Origin of the sequence: Endozoicomonas sp. ISHI1 (assembly GCF_024606225.1) — a bacterium.
Lineage (GTDB): Bacteria > Pseudomonadota > Gammaproteobacteria > Pseudomonadales > Endozoicomonadaceae > Endozoicomonas_A.
Genome location: NZ_JAGRPU010000015.1, coordinates 89,827 through 107,218, shown reverse-complemented (window position 1 = coordinate 107,218; position 17,392 = coordinate 89,827). Strand labels below are relative to the sequence as shown.

Genomic DNA, 17,392 nt, shown 5'->3' with positions numbered 1-17,392 from the left:
TACGGTGAGAGCTAAGGACTCAACAGCAGCTTCACTGTTTCAGCCTTAACCTGCCCTGGCTCTCCGGTCTCCAGCAATCGTATGCTCTGAACGCTGAGTCCTCTGGCGTACATATCCGCAAACCCGTTCACAAAGGACGCCACCGAGCCTTTCCTGATGTAGATTTCAGCCTGCTGGGCATTGCCCTCTCTGACACCAATCCGCAAGCCGTTGTCGTCAGCTATCTGCTGCATCAGCATCTGCCAGTCTGCCAGATTAGTGGGCTCTGCTTTTGGCATGGCCATTTCTTCCGACTGAAGCTGGGCTCTTTCCAACAGTTGGGTCAGCTCCGGAGCGGGACTGACAGGCTTTTCAACCGGTTTAAACTTTAGATACAAGACAGTGGCTCCGGCCAGAACGAGAGCAAACAATAGAATTCTCATAAAGATTTTATTCATGGAATTTCCATTAACAGGAAGAATGACCCAGTCAACCAGGGTGGCTGATGCAAATTCAGGTTTAATGATAACCTTTCCTGTGATCTATAAACCCAAGTTCCTTCCTCTGTCAATAGTATCCATCTACCCGGCAGTTACTCTGAGTTCTCTTTGGTTTCTGGTCTACAATGGGCGATAGATATCCAGTACCCTTGAGTCACACCTGAAGACCCTGCTTCTTCACTTGCTGAAATACCAGTACCAAACTCAGGTTATCAACCCGGTCTTGCCTTCTCTCGACTTACCCGACTCTAAAGAGGCGGGGCTGCAGCCTTAATTTCGTTCAAAGATGGTGCTGAAGGAACTGGGTTATCTGTGAGGAATCCATGTGGCATGTTTTGAAAAAAACCTTTCTCCTTCAGGTAAGACAAACCCCTCTCCATCTTCAATAGTGTTAAAGTTTTGTTCGCCTGTATAAAACCAGTTTTTTACTGCATCAATAAGCAGGTCTTTTTCTATCTCTGTTAATATTTTGCTTCCGTCATGATAGTCGTCGTCCACGATATTCAAGCTTATGGAGTTAAATACCCACTCCTGACTATCAGGATTGTAAGAAAAACCACAACCAATAACAGAGCTATCTGGATATTCTCCAAAAACCGATTTATAAAGCTTTCCATGTATTTGTGACGGGAATGATGACTTGATACCTTTTATAGCCTGAGTCCTTTGAATAATAATGTAACCAGCCTTGCAATGAACTCCATTTTTTACCCAATCTAACTTGCCATCTGCGGAATAAAGCATGATGCCCGCTAAGCGTTCATTTCCATACAGGCTTTTAGGTTTGTAGGAATGACAGGATACGTGAAGAAACCTTAATGGTATTTGTTTGATGGGTTCTCCTCTCTCATAACGCGTAAGCAGTGAATTTATTTCCGCTTCTCCGTGATGCATAATGATGGTTCCTGAGCCACTGAATCTAAGCACGAGATGAATAGTGCTTTCATTTAAAATCTTATAATCAGAAAGGGTTTTGTTCGTTTCTCCTTCTAATTCGTTGCCACCAAAAACAAGTCTCATTTGATCAGGAGGGGTGCCCTCCTTATCGTGTATAAGTTCTTTTAAGTACTCAAGTCTTACATGGGGAGAAACGTAGAGTGTAATTATGTTTCCGTTAATGAATCTGCAGAAAATATATATTTTATCTGTTGCATTTAGATCTCTTAATCGTTCAGAAACTTCGTCAGAAAAATCATAATTTCCAATATAATTCGCCATGTACTCCATTATTTGATCAAGCTCTCTGTTTTTATAACAGGTTTCGAATGGATCTTCATAATCACCATACTTAACCATATGCTCAGCCAGTTTTTTTCGTTTGCGTAGCATAGCAACTATGGGCAGAGTCAAATACTGCCACTTTTCTTGCAGCATTACGGAAAGAAAAGAAGAACCCCCACTGCTAAGCTGATCATAATCTTTGAAAGACAATACACTGCCATAGCGGTTTAGGTAATCAACCACGGTTGGGTTTTCAATTATTTCTGACACTGGAGGAATGTCTGTATCGCCAGTTCGGTCAATATCTGTCAAAAGGACAGCAACACCATCAACCGTCTCTACCCAGGTTTTATAAGCTTTTTTCTCTTTTTTCCTGAGAACATCCAGCTTATCTAAATAAAAATGACGTCTACCCACTTTAAGCAAGTAATGGTGATGAGGTTCTGAAAAACTGGCATCTGCTTCCAACGGATCCTTTCCATCCTCTCCCTGCGGCGCTCCAGCTCCCTGTTTCTGAATACTACCACTCTTTGGCACTTTTGATGCGCTGGGCTGTGAATTGGTTGACTGACTGTTTGCTGACGCTTCACCAGATGGTGGTTGCTTTGATTGAGTACTCTGGCTTCCACCTAATTGATGAATCGCTGCTTCAGGAAGTAGGTTGTTGAGGGCATTTTGCAACGCGTCTATTTCAAAGTTTAAATCTAAATCCTGATGAGGTTGTTCCAAGATTGATGCAAGCTGCTCTTCAAGTGCGCCCTGCAAAGCCAGGCTGTATTCTCCCGACTGTCCGATTTCAAGCAGTGCATCTATAAATGCCTCAAGACCAGTGAGCCTTGGTTTTAGCCACAACATCAATTCTCTTGTACTACTCATATGTTTTAATAATTGCTGATATTGCAAGGGGCTGAGAAACAGGTCATCAGTAGGCTGACCATTTATGTTAATAAGTAATCTAACACCTGATTCGTCATCCCTGCTTCCAAAGAGCCAGCTTTTTACTCTCTCGCTCGGCAGTATCCTGTTCCAATCCCAGTCCAACCTCATGACAGGCAATATATCCATACTCCAGTCTGTACTGACTTGTTGTGGAATCCAACCCGGTCGCTTTTTCCGGTAGTCATCGTCAAACCAAAAACCGCCATCGCTGTCAGGTGAATAATTCAAATCTGATTTTGGTTCAAGCACTCCTCCAATGAGATCTGAACTGGAAGAAGAAAGGTGGTTTTTGCTCTTTTTCTTTTTTTGGCTGACCGCCATTATCGGTTGGTCAGAAAACAAATATTGCCCAATCTTGTAGGGGTATTGCTCTAAAGTCGCTGGGGGGCAGAGACAAGGATTTTTAAGTGTTAAATATGATTGTGGATTCTTAATGACCAAACTGAAAGTATTTATTGGGGGGAAGTGGCCTAATCGCATCATATCAACAGGGGCTTCACCGTCTATACTAATCTCTTCTGAACACGCAACAATGTGTTGATAGGGTTCGGCAAATAATGTTATCGAAATTTGGTCTGAAGATGATGCCCCCGGCTGAATTGATTTAACTTTTAAGCTGGATTTTACTTGATACTCCTGGTTTTCCAACAAAGGTGGAAGCCATTCAAGTGTCGTAACTTTTTCTGCATTAGCCAGGCTTGGAAAGATATAGACTCCCCACAATATCACACCCCATTCTATAATTGACCAAGTGAAGTTCTTTATTATTTTTCCCCCGTTGTTATTTGTTTGTGTTTCATAAAAAAAATTCATAATACAACACCCAACCCTTTTATGGCGTTCATAATCTCATCCCGCCGGGTACTGGAAAGCTCAGCCCGTATAAATCCTCTTAATTCCTTATTTTTGATATCCAGAGCATCCGCCAAAATACGAGCGTCATACCCCTGATGGACCAGCTGCGCCTCAGTGCTACTCAGGTCATAAGCCAGTACTGATTTAACCCGCTCTTCGGTAACAGGCTTGATTCCGGCATGAAGGCCTTCCGTCAGCACCAAACTCAGATACTGGTTGATTTGCAGTGGTGTCGCCAGTGCTTTTGCCAAGTATTCAACAGCTTCCGGTTTGATGATGCTTTCTGGCTTCGTCTTTGGTTGAAGGCATTGGGTGAATAGCCACTGAATGTAATCCTTTTTGTGCTTGTGAAAGCTGTCCAGGGTGAAAGTGGTGGCTCTCGTGCCTATCTCTTCCATCATCGGGCGTTTGAGGTCATTGCTGAGTTTGGGGTGTCCTGTCAATACAGTCACCAACTCATCCAGACCGGGGCGCTCTGACTTGGTACCACAAGCAACATCCCGAAAAATCCTATTACATCCAGCTTCTTCAAGGGCTTCGATCTGGGGAGTTAGATTCTGGTCACGTGTACTGACACGGGCATAACCGAGTTTCATGGCAATTGGGAGGAAACAGCAATGTTCGTATTAGTCAATAACTGCCTGAAAAATAGACGGCAGATTGGTTGACGTCAAAGATGGACTTCAGGTTTTCGCCATGCTCTGTGGATTGGCTGACAAGGGCTTTGAGTTATTTGCAACTAAGCGGAAAAATGTGTCAGGGGAGGCGCAGCCCAACAGCAGCGAGCTATAGCCAAATAGCACATAAAAGCTCACGTGCTCTTGTCATGGCAACATAATACTTGGATATTTCAGAATCTTTTGCTGTTTTTTCAGGGCTTTTCATATCAGTGATGATAATAACGTCGTTTTCAATGCTCTTGAAATGCCTGATCTCTGCAAAGGTAATGGTTTGATGCGGAAAGTATCGGACAGCGTATTCATCCAGTGGAGTGATGAAGTGATTTTGGCTGACGGTCGGATGTGCTGCCTGTGATTGTCGGTAAGCCAGTGGTGACAGGATGGTGATTGATGATGCAGAGACCCTTCCCGTGAAGACGCCATAAAATGTTTATTTTCCCCCGGTTGTTTAGCACTTCTCTGGTTTCGCTGTGTGTCGTTGCCAAGGTATCAGGCTTTTTGAAAACAACCTCTTCGCCACCATCTTCCGTAAGACAGCTTTTGACCCAGCCCTTGATATTGCGGTAATGACTCTTTCCTTCAGGTGCAAAGCTCCAGGCAGAATAATAAACCCGCAACGTAATTTTGTTACCCGTCAGGAAAAATGACATGCCTGCAGAACAGGGAGGCTGGTAACGCCTGGTTGAACGAATCGACTGGGCAGAATCAGGATCATCGTTATCAGGTGTATCTTCTTCAGCGTCTTCGTATTGGGACAGAGGAAACAAAATGCCGGTAAAATAACGGTCCAGAGGCGAGCTGCCCGTCAGTATTTCACCCTCGCCAAGGTCGCCGGTTAACTGGGAGCGAAGCCAGTTAACCAGCTTTTTTCTTTGGTACTGGTAATCCATAAGCGTTTTGCTTCCTACATATAAAACCCGCCGGGGCAGAACAGACATCCTGCCGGTACAGCCATCAGATTGTTCGAGAAGGGCAACACCCTGTCACCGTTATATACAATCACCCCCCGCCGGATACTTCCTGCCTCTATGAGCATTTCCTGAGCTGCAAACATCTCCCGCTTAATGGTCATGCCTGCCTTCACTTCAATGCCTGTCGCCTGGCCGTTGTTGCCGGACAGAATAAAATCCACCTCTCGTTTATTTTTATCCCGGTAGTGAAATAGCTGACACTCTTCTTCACTGACAGCAATAGCCTTTAACAGCTCGGTGCACACCCAGGTTTCCATCAACGACCCCATCAAGTTTCTATCTGCCTGAATTGCAGTTTCGTTAATGCCTCGTATGGCACAGAGCAATCCGGTATCGACAAAATGTATCTTGGGTTGCCTGATGGCCCGCTTCAGTTCATTGCGATGAAAACCCGGAATGCGCTTGACCAAATAAAGATTTTCCAGTGCCGACACGTATTTCTGAACCGATTTATTATCCATCTGCACTGCCTTGCCAAGACTGGCGTAGTTCAGGGATTCTGATGACAGCGCCGCCAACAGCTTGAGCAACTGCGCCATTGCATCCAGCTTCTGAAGCTGAAACACCTCTCCTATATCCCTTCGGACAATGGCATCTGCATAAGCCCGGTGCCAGCGGGTTCTGCGCCCCGGCGAACGCTGCTGAACCTCCGGATAACCGCCACAGACAATAGCTGAAATAACCTGATCGTATTCAAGAGGGTTTAAAGCGTCTGGGAGACAGTCCGGAGCCAGTAACTGGTGAATAATATCGCCGCTTTCTTGCTGTCCGGATGGGATTTGCTTTAGCTCTGCCTGGCTAAAAGGATACAGGGTGACAAACTCGGCACGTCCGGCCAGCGAGTCTGCCAGCGTCGGCAAGGTCATCAGATCCGCAGAGCCGGTCAGAATAAACGAACCGGGCTGACGATCCTCATCAACCAGCAATTTAATCGTGCGAATCAGCTCAGGTGCCCGCTGCACCTCATCAATCACCACTGGCCGGGACTGGCTACGCAGCAAACCGATGGGATCGTTACGGGCAATGGCAAGAATATTCTCATCATCCAGAGTCAGGTAGCTACTGGTCTCCTCATATTCAGGCCGGTTCAGAAAATGTCGGGCGAGGGTGGTTTTGCCCGATTGCCGAGGACCGGTAATCACGACCACCGGCGTATCAGCCAGACACGCCTGAAGATAAGGCTCGATACCTCTGGGGATATAGGACATGGTGAAATCATCCGTCCAAAATGGATTATTATTAAGACTTTTATGGATTTTAGCACAGACTTAAAAGGATTTTTTCCAAGACCAAATTGGATTTAATATTAGGTGGGTATTCTTATCCAATCGACCAGGCAGTGCATCAGTAACCTGACCGAAAGGACACCTGAAAATGATATAGAGTATGGCGTTCAGGTTTGCTACGACTGCTCGCACAGCAATCAAAGATGAACAATGGGATCTGATCAATGACACGCTGCCGGGCAAAGTCACTGATCCCGGGCCGACAGCTGACAACAGGTGATTTATTGAGGCGATTTTCTGGCTTGCTGGTACCGGGGGTTCCGTGGAAAGGCCTGCCTGAGGAGTTCAATGATTGGCACAAAAGCTTTCAGGCAGAATGCCCCTGAATATGCGGCCAGATCATTTTGAAAACTGCGAATTAAATTCGCCCTCTTAATGTTAAAGGATAGCGCCCCTGAGAATCCGGCCTTCCAAGAAATTGCATGCCGTCTTTCATGGTTTCTGGCAGGGCCTCACCTTCAGACACTTTCCCGTTCAACGAATAGCTGCCGTTAAGATTAAAGCTGAAAACGGCATCTGTTGTCAGAAATTCGGATGACTGGCGAATTTTACCTTGCAGAGTATTTCCCTTGCAGGTGAGATCAGCATCTGCTTTACCCAGTTTCACGTCACCCAGAGGACTGCTGATTCGCCCTCTTTCCCATGTCATGTGACCGTCCAGCTCGACACACAGACCTTTTTCATAAACCAGGGAGTTTGCCACCAGATTGATATTACCCTTGGCGGTTGCCGGAACCGGCATGGGAACAAGCTGCTGCAACCAGCCTGCCGTAGCGTCTGCTTGAAGATCTTCAATCGTCACACCCTGAGGACTGTAGGTCACTGTCGCCTGACCCACAACGGCAGAAAAATGATCACCGACCTCAACGTTCGCGCTGACCTTTCCGGTCAGCAGTGCAGAAGGCTGGAGATCCCAACTGACTTCCTGAAGCCCGATACCGTTGATGGTTAATTCCTGCGCTGAACCCGACCAGAGTGAGCCTGAGAGATCTTCGAGTTCAATCCCCGGCATTTTGGGTGCATGACGCCAGACAAAAGCGGCTGGTAGCTCTGCCAGCATAAAACCTGTGTAAGAAACTGCGGCCAGTGCGGCCAGAGTAATGATTCTCTTCATATGTCTTAACTCTCGCTGAAGGCTGTCTCACTGCTGAATGCTCTTTGTATTCTCAAAGCCTTAACGATCACATGACCGGGCTTTTCGGCAGCTTCTACCTCCAACTCCCTGATCTCAACTCCTCCCTGCTGTTGAAGATTGACTAGCCATGCCAGTAAACGATCAAAGCCCACTGTATCAAGATCGACCTGCAATGAATCACGAACAGTTCGCACCCCGGTGATGCGCAGATCAAAATCTTTTGCGGTTTTATTCACCATCTGGTCCAGAGGTAAAAGCAGATAGCGGCCCTTGTCTGGCTGACCCTGACGTAGCCTGACAATCTCACTGGCCTGTTCCTGTACAGAAGCCAACAACTTCTGACTGGCCACCAGCTTCCGTTCGGCAGCTAACTGACGTTCTGACAAAGGGTTTAAAATACCCTGCCAAATGCACCAGACAATAATAAATGCCCCTGCCACCATACAGAGTTGCTGCTCGCGCCGACTCAGGCCACGCCAGAAACTCTGAGCCTGTTGCCAGCGCTCATTGAAGCCTTCCATGATGTCATTCATGAATCACTCCCCCTGATGATTAGCGTACCATTGGCAATATCACCACTCTTCTCCAGTGTTTCAACCGTGATCACCAGTTGCTCACCCGACTCTTCCCGGAATGCCGTAAAAGTATCAAAATCCTTCGCAGTGGCTTCCACCCGCAGTGATTGCTGAGACTGGTTATACGACAAAGTAACAGTATTGAGTTGGGGATATTGTTTAAACAAGGGTGCAGTCTGATCGAGCAGTTTCAGCAGACCCGAGTCATCGCTGTTGTTACTTTTCAAGGCCATTAGCTTCTGCCTCATTTGCGACTGTAGACGCACAATCCGCTCACCGGGGAACATGTCACTGTAGATCTTATGCGCCTGCGCCTGAAGCTGATCAGCCTGTTGTTCCAACTGTACCGATTTCAATACTGCCTGAGCCATAAACAGAGTAATGGTAAAAGCCAGGAGTCCGGCAGCCAGCCTCCAGGGTTTCAGGCTCTTGATGATGGATGACTCAACTTGCCAGACACCCTGCAACAGGTTGGGGCTGTTCTTCTGTGAGTCAGCACTGACCGCACCCGCTGCCAATACTTCCAGAGCAGGGCCCGAAGCTTCCCGGTTCCATTCCCCCGTCAGGTTCTCAGGTAGTTCGCTGAAACTGTTCACTTTCAGAGGCGTCTCTTCCGAGTCGTCTGCTGCCAGATAGAAGCTCAGCCAGGATGGATCACAGGCAGCCCACTGCCAGCGGCTATCCCGCAGTATCCAACGTTCATCCATGGCCAGCGCCGAGCACTCTCCCTCGGTCCAGGGCAGAGCCAAAGCTTCGGGAATCATGGTTTTGACTTTAAGGCCGGACTGATTCATTGCTTCACACCAGAAAGCCATTTTCGAATGAGCGACCACGGACAGATAAACCTGAGCCCCTTCTCTCGCGATGACCGAAATATGAAGATCGTCTACGTCCTCAGCCAGATCATCTTCCAGACGAAAAGGCAGTGACTTTAATACCGCCTTGCTCAGCCTGCCTTCAACCTGAAGGCAGTGAACACTGACCAGCTCCGTGGGAACCAGGGCAATGGTTTTGGTATCCGGGAATGACTCCGTCAGTGTTCCCAGGTCTTCAACAGACGGCAGAATGCCAGAGGAGGCTTTTTCCCCATCTGCCGCCTGAATCACTGGCCCCTGCTCTACTGGATAGCGTTGCCAGTGAACGGGCTGGCCGGGATCTCCGGGCAGCCTGATGATAAGATGCTGGCTCACTCAAGCCCTCCAAACTCTCGGCGAATGACGCTGAACTTATTTTCTTCTTCCCGCCGCAGCAGGCTTTTTATTCGGACTTTGGAGTCCGCATAGGAAGCGGTTGCAGTCATCACAAAATACTGACTGTCCACCGACATCAATTCGTGGGTGCCTCCGGCACTGAAGTTGGAGAGAGACGGTTGCTGAATAAACTCATCCACACTCTTCCAGCCATCCTCCGGCCTCTGTTCCAATACCCCTTTTGCCTGCTCTAAGGGAAGCTCACCCAAATACAGGGCACTGAGCACCGGTGCATGATCTGGCGACAGAGTATTAATATTGATCTTCATCTCGGTGGCCGGCAATGCACAGATATAAGGCTTGACCCTTCTCATGATTTTGGCATTGACGCCCTTAACCGCTCTCAACTCCGAAACCGATCTCATAATGGTATTACTGGCCAGATAGGGCACTGGCAGAGACTGGTAATAACTGTCTTCCGCGCCGATGCCTGATGCCTGGGTGTTGTCATTGTCTACCCAGTCTCTGGTTGATTGTGCAATTATTTCGGCCTGATAGGACTCAATTTCCAGTGCTTCCATCAGGGATTGAAATACTTTGACTTCAACCGAAGTCTGCCCTTCTTTATCCGATGCCTGCAAAGCATTCAGGTTTAAACAAGCCTGAGCGTCGGAAATTTCTCCCTTGATTGCCCCACTATCCATCGGAAAAGTCACTTCCCCCGTGGCCCAGGTTTGGCCAAGATTCACGGTTTCATCGCTCTCATCAAACTCGTCCTGAAGCACCTTGATTGTCAGTTCTTCGGCTGACAGTGCATACCAGCGTGCCTGTTCTATTTGCTGCAGGGAGGCGGTCCGCCGCATTTGCAGGGAAAACCCGAAAGTCATCTCTGCCGCTATCAGTACCATAAGCGTCAATACGAACATAACAATCAGCAGTGCGACACCCGACTGCCGACGCTTAAAGGATGTACTATTCTTTTTATCCGAAATCAGGCTCCTCATGACTCCTGCTCCTGAACTTCCCAGTTCCCGGGAAGCACGTAGCGCCGCTCGATGATCCCCAAATCATTCAGCTCAAACCTAATCTTCAGGCCTTGGGGCAGGGTATTGCCGAGCGTTTCTACCCACAGGCCTTTAACGAAGTACTGAAACTTGAGTGAGCGGACATCGGTTAACAGATCCCTGACTACGGGTTCCGCATTTTCCTCCGGGTCCAGCACATAAAAGTGTTGACGCTCAAGCACGCCGTCCTTAAGCCGGTAGCTGACTTTCTGCAATTTGGAGCGGGGAAGTTTGTCTTGCGGATTACGCCAGCCCAAACGAATAAAGGCCGCTGCCTCGTCATCGGATTCCAGCATATCTTTACCGGCAAACAGACTTTGATTCGTCAGTTCACCATCGACCCGCACACCCCGGTCAATCATTTGCCGGAAGTCCTGTTCCATGACTATCATGGCGTAGTCAATTTCCTGAATACGACTCTGATGATCGCTGGCAACATCCCGGGCCCCCATAACCCCCTGTAGAATCTGCCAGGCACTCATACTGACCAGTGCAAAAATGGTCAGGGCCACCAACATTTCCAGCAAGGTAAAACCCTGTTGGGTCCAGCGTCGCACGGTGTTCAATGACTTCAAGACCGCTTCACCGTGTAAGTTTGCAGACTGGCCAGAGCGGCTTTCTTGTCATCACGGTCCAGTCGGACTTCGACCTGGATGGCTCGAAAATTTTCATCCGCCGTACGCACACTTCGGTATCGGACATGCCAGGTTTGGTCTGCCAGCTCACGGGTTTCTTTTTTCCAGGTCTGGGACGGCCATTGCTCCTTCAGGTAAAGATCGACCAGTTCATTGTCGGCCACCCAGCGAGCCATGGTTTTGTTCTTCAGGTACTGGCTGTTATCAAGGCTTTCACTGCTGGTTCTGAGCACTGTGATACCAGCGATGGCGAGAATAGTCATGGCCATCAGCACTTCTAACAAAGTGAAGCCCCTGGCCCGTCGGGAACAGCCTGCGTGACGTTTCATTTATCAGCCCCGGCCACTTGTCTTGTCGTACTCATCTGCACTGACCACGGTTACTTCTCCGGTTTCCCTGATCATCACGCTAAAAAAGCGACGACTGTCGCTGGCAGACTGAAACCGCACTTCAGCCGGGGTCACGTCGCCACTGGACCAAATATAGAGATCAGGTTTTTTCATGCTTTCTTCGTTTTCAAACAGCCCTGAGTCGGTGAAAAACGAGTCACTATCATGCTGCTCTTCAGCATCCAGAGCAGCCTGCCAGATCAGCTCGCCCGGCATAAAGTCCAGATTGATGGCTTCTGAAAGCTCTTTCTCTGTGAGCAATCGGTCACTCTGCATTAACTGCCATTGGTCTTCGTGCCACTCCATAAACTGATAGCCGTTGTCGGTCAACCTGACCCCAAGGTCTTTACCTTTGAGCAATGACTCTTCGTGGCCAGTTTTCACCAGAGCAGCAAATCGCTCTGCGTCCGTTTTTAAACGTGCAGAACTGTCTGCCGGTTCCAGAGTAGGCAATACGACAGCGGTAGCAATGCCCAGCAGTACCAGAACCAGCATAATTTCAAGCAGGGTGAAACCAGCGTGCTTCATCAGGAATTCATGTTCCAGTTGCCGATGTCATCGTCAGAACCCGCCTGTCCATCAGGTCCGGCAGAGAAGATATCGATATCACCAAATTCACCGGGAGACTGCATCAGGTAGTCATTACCCCACGGGTCTTGGGGTAGACGACGGATGTAGCCATTGTCACGGTAATTTCCGGGTTGAGGGCTGCCGGAAGGCTGTTCTACCAGAGCATTCAACCCTTGCTGAGTGGATGGGAAGTGATTATTGTCCAGCTTGTACATGTCCAGTGCGTTTTCCAGCGTCACTATGTCACTGACCGCCTTCTGCTGGTCTGCTTTTTTTTTGTTACCCAGAACATTCGGGGCCACCATACTGGCCAGAACGCCGAGAATCACGATCACCACCATGATCTCGATCAGGGTAAAACCCTGCTGTTTTTGTCGATCTACCTTTTTCGTAGTCATTGGTCATTAACTCCTAATCCACATGGTCCGATCTGTATCAGGCTCATGTTTTTTTCTGAAAAACGCTTAACTTAAACCCCCTGGTGCCTGTTAACCACCTGATACCAGTGAGTTAAGGTCCAGCATCGGGGTCAGAATCGCCATAACGATAAACAGCACCATGCCCGCCATGGAGACAATCAGCAATGGGCCAAAAACACCCAGGGCAATGTTCACCTGGTTTTCAAACTGTCGATCCTGGCTGTCCGCTGCCCGGCCCAACATCTGTTCCAGCTCACCCGACTTTTCACCACTGGCAATAATGTGAAGCATCATGGGCGGAAACAGTTGTGTCTGATCCAGCGCCACCCAGAGGCTGGAACCTTCCCTCACCCGCTCCGAAGCTTGCTCAAGGGATTTCCGGATAAAAGAGTTGGACATGACCTCGGCGGAGATTCTCATACCCTCCAGAAGCGGCACTGAACTACTACTGAGAATACTGAGTGTCCGCGCAAAACGGGAGGTATCAACACCGGCACCCACCTCGCCCATAACGGGCATTTTCAGCATCCATCGGTCATGGGTCAGTCTCCGTTCAGGATTAACCAGCAAGCGCTGCCTCAGGAATAAAAGCATGATAAGACCAGCTAATACACCGAAGCCGTAGTCCCGAACAAAATTACTCATGGCAATCAGAGCCAGGGTCATCGCTGGCAGATCCTGTCCGAGATCCGCAAACTGTTCCACTACGGTAGGTACCACGGTTGCCAGCAGAATGGCGATGACCGAGACCGCCACGATGGTGAGAATGGCGGGATAAATCATGGCCTGAATCAGCTTGCCCCGGATCACCTGACGCTGTTCGGTGTAGTCCGCCAGTCGCTCCAGAACCGTATCCAGGTGACCGGACTTTTCGCCAGCCGCCACCATGGAACAATAGAGTGTGTCAAAGGTTTTCGGGTAAATCGCCAGACTTTCTGCCAGCGTCCGTCCTTCCAGTACCTTCGCTCTTACGGTAGTGATCATGGCTTTCAGGTGGGATTTCTGAACCTGACGGGACAGAGCCTGAAGACACTCTTCCAGAGGAATGGCAGCCGCTACCAGAGTCGCTAGCTGACGAGTCAACATGGCGACTTCAGCCGGGCTGGCTTTCTTCTCGAACAGAGAAAACGACGCCCGTTCGCCACTGCTCTTTTGTTCGGATTCAGTAATGGCCACCGGAGCCAGACCTTCCAAACGCAACTGCTGACGAAGCTGGCGGGGGGAATCAGCCTCAAGCACCCCTTTGCGTTTTTTACCCTTTTTATCCAGGGCTTCATAAGCAAATACGCCCATTATTCCTCCCTGGTCACCCGCAGTACTTCTTCAATGGAAGTCATACCCGCAAGAACTTTACGAAAGCCATCTTTCTGGATACTGGGACTGGTCCTGCGAATCACATCTTCCAAAGCCTGTTCACCTACACCTTCATGAATCATACGGCGGACTTCATCGTTGACCAGAAATAATTCATGAATGCCGGTTCGGCCTTTGTAGCCACCACCATGACATTCGGAACAACCTTCAGGGCTGGCTTCGTGAACGGGTCTGCTGTCAGAGTCGTCTATTCCCAACAGCTTTCGCTCATGAGGCGTTGGCTCTCGCGCTACTTTGCAGGAAGGACAGAGGGTACGAACCAGACGCTGGGCCAAAACGCCCAAAAGACTGGATGACAGAAGGAAAGGTTCAATGCCCATATCCCTCAGGCGTGTGACAGCACCGATAGCCGTATTGGTGTGCAGGGTACTCAGCACCAGGTGACCGGTCAGGGAGGCCTGAATAGAAATTTCTGCGGTTTCGAGATCACGAATCTCACCCACCATCACCACGTCCGGGTCCTGACGCAGGATGGCACGCAGCCCCCGGGCAAAGGTCATATCGACCTTGGGGTTGACCTGTGTCTGACCCACGCCTTCGAGATCGTATTCCACAGGATCTTCAACAGTGAGAATATTACGTTCGGTGTCGTTGATTTCTGTCAGACCAGCGTACAGTGTCGTACTCTTACCGGAACCGGTCGGGCCTGTGACCAGCAGAATACCGTGAGGTTTATGCAGAGCTTCACTGATATGCTGATGAATATCGGGCGTCATACCTAAACTGGACATATCCATGCGGACACTGTTGCGATCCAGCAAACGCAATACGATTCGCTCACCATGACGAGAAGGCAGTGTCGATACCCGGACATCGACGGCACGACCACCCAGTCGCAGGGAAATACGACCATCCTGAGGAACCCGCTTCTCGGCAATATCCAGTTTGGCCATAACCTTGATACGGGATACCAGCAATGCCGCCAGCTTGCGCTGGGGTCGAAGGATTTCTCTCAAAACACCATCGACACGGAAGCGAATCACCAGACAGTTTTCGAAGGTTTCGATATGAATATCGGAGGCACCTTCCTTGATCGCCTCGCCCAACATGGCGTTGATCATTCGAATGATCGGGGCACCATCGTCGGCATCCAGAAGGTCTTCGTTGTCAGGCAATTCCTCTGCCAGAGAGTGAAGCTCTTCATCATTGCCAATATCATTCATCAGCTGACGGGCAGCCGATGAGTCTTTTTGATAATAGCTCGACAGTCTCGCCTCAAAGTCACCCTCAGACAGGGATTTGATGTCAATCGGGCCTGCAACAAAGCGACGAACTTCAGTAATAGCGGCTCTGGAAGATTGACCATTGACGTACAAACAGAAATTACCCTGCTGCTCTCTTTCCAGCAGGACACCGAAGTTACGGGCAAAGGCAAAGGGCAGCTCCAGAACACCCGCAGGGAGATCTTGTGCCGCTTCCTGAGCAGAGGCTTCGGTTTCCTGATCAGCTGTTATCGCCGGACTCTGCATCGCTCTTCTCCGACTGTTTACTGGCTACCTTGTCATCGTCTTTCTTGTCGTTTTTTTCTTTCTCTTTTTCTTTCTGATCGGCTTCATCCAGTTTCTGGCGCGCTCTGTTCATCAGATCGGAGTTAGAGGGGTATTCCGGCAGGACCGGGGTTCTTGCATCAGGCATCAGCTCAACGCCCTGATCACGACGATCCAGCTGTCGGGCACGCATATAGCTGTATTTCTTACCGCTGATACTGGTCAGGATGTTATCGTCACGAATGATGGTGGGCCTCAGGAAGACCATCAGGTTACGCTTTTTCACCTCGCTGGAGGTGGAGCGAAAGAGAGCACCTATGTAGGGAATGTCACCCAGCAGTGGCACTTTGGAAACACTTTCCTGCACGTCTTCATCCAGCAATCCGCCAATAACAATGGTGTCACCACTGCGTGCCATGATGGATGTTTTCACTTCACGTTTGGAGAAAGTGACATCGACGGATGTGGTACCATTAACACCAGACACTTCCTGAGTAATATCCAGCATCACCGAATCTCCCTCATTGATCTGGGGCTTAACAGTCATCTTCACACCTACTTCCTTACGCTCTACGGTCTGGAAAGGGTTGTCGTTGTTTGAACTGGAGGCAGAACCGGTGATAACAGGGACTTCGTCGCCCACTATGAAAGAAGACTCTTCGTTATCCAGCGTCATCAGGCTCGGAGTCGCCAGAACATTGGATTTTGTTGAGCTGGTAACAGCCTGCAAAAGGGCTGTCCAGTCGCCGGATGTGATACTGAAGGCCGCACCAGAAACACCGGCCAGAGCATCATATAATTTGGTGTAATCACCCGGCTGATCAGGATTGACAGTGACATTGCCATTTTCACTGATGACTGTTGAGCCTGGCTTATCTTCAGCATCTTTCAGACCGGCCATGATCTGGCCAATCGGAACCGTTCGGCCATCGTTAAACTGCATCATACTGCCGCTGTTAGCATTGGCTAGCTGGAAGGAGAGGTTAATGCCATCGCCATCCGCTACCTCAACGATAATGGCTTCGACCAGAACCTGGGCACGACGAATATCAAGCTGCTTGATGACACTTTCCAGACTTTTCATAATGTCTGGCTGAGCGGTGACCACCAGAGCGTTGGTTTGCTCATGAACATTGATACTGAACTTCTGGTTATTACGAACAACTGTCTTACCGCTGTCTTTTTCTGCCTGAACCGTTTGACCCACACCTTCCATGACTTCTTTCAGTTCTTCCGCCTTGGCATACCTCAAATAGAAGACGCGGGTATTGCCGGATGATTCCTGTTCGGCATCCAGTTGATAGACAATACGATTCACTTTTTGCAGTTGTCTTGTCTGGCCGGCAACAATCAGTCGATTGCTGCGATCATCAGCAACCACGGTCACCCGGGAAGTACTGCCCTTGCCGCCTTTTTCCTGCAGCAGGGAAGTGAGAATTCGCTGCATTTCAGAAGCAGAAGCGTACTCGAGCTGAATAACCGAGAAGTTTCGGTTGCCGGCCATATCCACTCGTCTGACAATCTCAACCAGACGCTTCACATTGGCTGCACGGCCGGTCATCAGAAGAATGTTGGAGGGGTCGTAGTGAACGACATTGCCCGCTGTATCATTCAGCTGGCGCAATAACGGAGACAGTTCTCTCACCGGCACGTTCTGAACCGGTAGCACCCAGGTAACAAACTCATCACCCTGCCCCGGCTTTTGCCTGTCAGCCAGTGCAATCGCCGACATTTTTGCGTTCTTGTCCTGAACAATTTTCAGGACATTATTCTCTTGTTCGATAACGGCAAAACCGTGGACTTCCAGAACGTTCAAAAAGAGCTGATAGTATTGTTCAGCATTGAGTTTGTCATAGGAACGGACCGTTACAGAGCCACGCACAGCGGGGTCCAGAATAATGGTTTTGTTCAGAGTGGCGCTGACTGTACTGGCAAATTCAGCAATATCGGCCTTTTCAAAACTGGCAGAATATTGCTGGAAATTGGCAGATGTCTGACCGGCAAAAAAAGATGTTGTAGCCAGTAAAATTCCTGCTGTCACTGAGCAGATCTGTCTGCGCAGCCGTCTCATAACATCCTGATTTACACATTTCCGGGCCATGGCCCCGCTAAGCGATTCAGGG

At 49.1% G+C, this 17,392-nt stretch carries 17 protein-coding genes; 1 reads left to right on the top strand and 16 read right to left on the bottom strand.

Annotated elements, in window-relative coordinates:
- Positions 1–11 precede the first annotated feature (11 nt).
- The 5 genes from KBW69_RS11525 to KBW69_RS11505 form a co-directional block, all read right to left on the bottom strand.
- Complete coding sequence (locus tag KBW69_RS11525) at positions 12–437, bottom strand: hypothetical protein (protein ID WP_257254243.1); 426 nt, start codon at positions 435–437, stop codon at positions 12–14.
- Between the two features lie 348 nt (positions 438–785).
- Complete coding sequence (locus KBW69_RS11520) at positions 786–3,452, bottom strand: ubiquitin-like protein (RefSeq protein WP_257280946.1); 2,667 nt, start codon at positions 3,450–3,452, stop codon at positions 786–788.
- A complete protein-coding gene (locus KBW69_RS11515) occupies positions 3,449–4,090 on the bottom strand; it encodes a recombinase family protein (protein WP_257280944.1) in 642 nt (213 codons plus the stop codon). Before KBW69_RS11515 ends, KBW69_RS11520 begins: the two co-directional genes overlap by 4 nt.
- Before the next feature lie 383 nt (positions 4,091–4,473).
- A complete protein-coding gene (locus tag KBW69_RS11510) occupies positions 4,474–5,064 on the bottom strand; it encodes a hypothetical protein (protein ID WP_257280943.1) in 591 nt (196 codons plus the stop codon).
- A 14-nt stretch (positions 5,065–5,078) separates the two neighbouring features.
- On the bottom strand, positions 5,079–6,353 hold the full coding sequence (locus tag KBW69_RS11505; RefSeq protein WP_257280942.1) for an ATP-binding protein: 1,275 nt from the start codon (positions 6,351–6,353) through the stop codon (positions 5,079–5,081).
- 242 nt (positions 6,354–6,595) lie between these two features.
- Here KBW69_RS11505 and KBW69_RS11500 point away from each other — a divergent pair, with 242 nt between their 5' ends.
- Positions 6,596–6,757, top strand: coding sequence for a hypothetical protein (locus KBW69_RS11500; protein WP_257280941.1), 162 nt, complete (start codon positions 6,596–6,598; stop codon positions 6,755–6,757).
- A 32-nt stretch (positions 6,758–6,789) separates the two neighbouring features.
- Here the strand turns inward: KBW69_RS11500 and KBW69_RS11495 are convergent, their stop codons facing one another.
- The 11 genes from KBW69_RS11495 to gspD all read right to left on the bottom strand — a co-directional run bounded on the left by KBW69_RS11495 (position 6,790) and on the right by gspD (position 17,310).
- Positions 6,790–7,545, bottom strand: coding sequence for a type II secretion system protein N (locus KBW69_RS11495; protein WP_257254473.1), 756 nt, complete (start codon positions 7,543–7,545; stop codon positions 6,790–6,792).
- Between the two features lie 5 nt (positions 7,546–7,550).
- Positions 7,551–8,099, bottom strand: a complete 549-nt coding sequence (locus tag KBW69_RS11490; protein ID WP_257254472.1) for a type II secretion system protein M — start codon at positions 8,097–8,099, stop codon at positions 7,551–7,553.
- Positions 8,096–9,331, bottom strand: coding sequence for a type II secretion system protein GspL (gene gspL, locus KBW69_RS11485; RefSeq protein ID WP_257280940.1), 1,236 nt, complete (start codon positions 9,329–9,331; stop codon positions 8,096–8,098). Before gspL ends, KBW69_RS11490 begins: the two co-directional genes overlap by 4 nt.
- Positions 9,328–10,335, bottom strand: a complete 1,008-nt coding sequence (gene gspK / locus KBW69_RS11480; RefSeq protein WP_257280939.1) for a type II secretion system minor pseudopilin GspK — start codon at positions 10,333–10,335, stop codon at positions 9,328–9,330. The genes gspL and gspK overlap by 4 nt, the downstream gene beginning before the upstream one ends.
- Positions 10,332–10,970: a type II secretion system minor pseudopilin GspJ gene (gene gspJ / locus KBW69_RS11475; RefSeq protein ID WP_257280938.1), complete on the bottom strand. Its 639-nt coding sequence runs from the start codon at positions 10,968–10,970 to the stop codon at positions 10,332–10,334. The genes gspK and gspJ overlap by 4 nt, the downstream gene beginning before the upstream one ends.
- Positions 10,967–11,359: a type II secretion system minor pseudopilin GspI gene (gene gspI / locus KBW69_RS11470; protein WP_257254468.1), complete on the bottom strand. Its 393-nt coding sequence runs from the start codon at positions 11,357–11,359 to the stop codon at positions 10,967–10,969. Before gspI ends, gspJ begins: the two co-directional genes overlap by 4 nt.
- A gap of 3 nt (positions 11,360–11,362) precedes the next feature.
- Complete coding sequence (gspH, locus tag KBW69_RS11465) at positions 11,363–11,947, bottom strand: type II secretion system minor pseudopilin GspH (protein ID WP_257280937.1); 585 nt, start codon at positions 11,945–11,947, stop codon at positions 11,363–11,365.
- Complete coding sequence (gene gspG, locus KBW69_RS11460) at positions 11,947–12,387, bottom strand: type II secretion system major pseudopilin GspG (RefSeq protein ID WP_257254466.1); 441 nt, start codon at positions 12,385–12,387, stop codon at positions 11,947–11,949. Before gspG ends, gspH begins: the two co-directional genes overlap by 1 nt.
- A 90-nt stretch (positions 12,388–12,477) precedes the next feature.
- Positions 12,478–13,701 carry a type II secretion system inner membrane protein GspF gene (gene gspF / locus KBW69_RS11455; RefSeq protein WP_257254465.1) on the bottom strand — a complete coding sequence of 408 codons (1,224 nt, stop codon included), beginning with the start codon at positions 13,699–13,701 and terminating at the stop codon, positions 12,478–12,480.
- A complete protein-coding gene (gspE, locus tag KBW69_RS11450; protein WP_257254464.1) occupies positions 13,701–15,251 on the bottom strand; it encodes a type II secretion system ATPase GspE in 1,551 nt (516 codons plus the stop codon). Before gspE ends, gspF begins: the two co-directional genes overlap by 1 nt.
- Positions 15,226–17,310 carry a type II secretion system secretin GspD gene (gene gspD / locus KBW69_RS11445; RefSeq protein WP_257280936.1) on the bottom strand — a complete coding sequence of 695 codons (2,085 nt, stop codon included), beginning with the start codon at positions 17,308–17,310 and terminating at the stop codon, positions 15,226–15,228. The genes gspE and gspD overlap by 26 nt, the downstream gene beginning before the upstream one ends.
- Positions 17,311–17,392 lie beyond the last annotated feature (82 nt).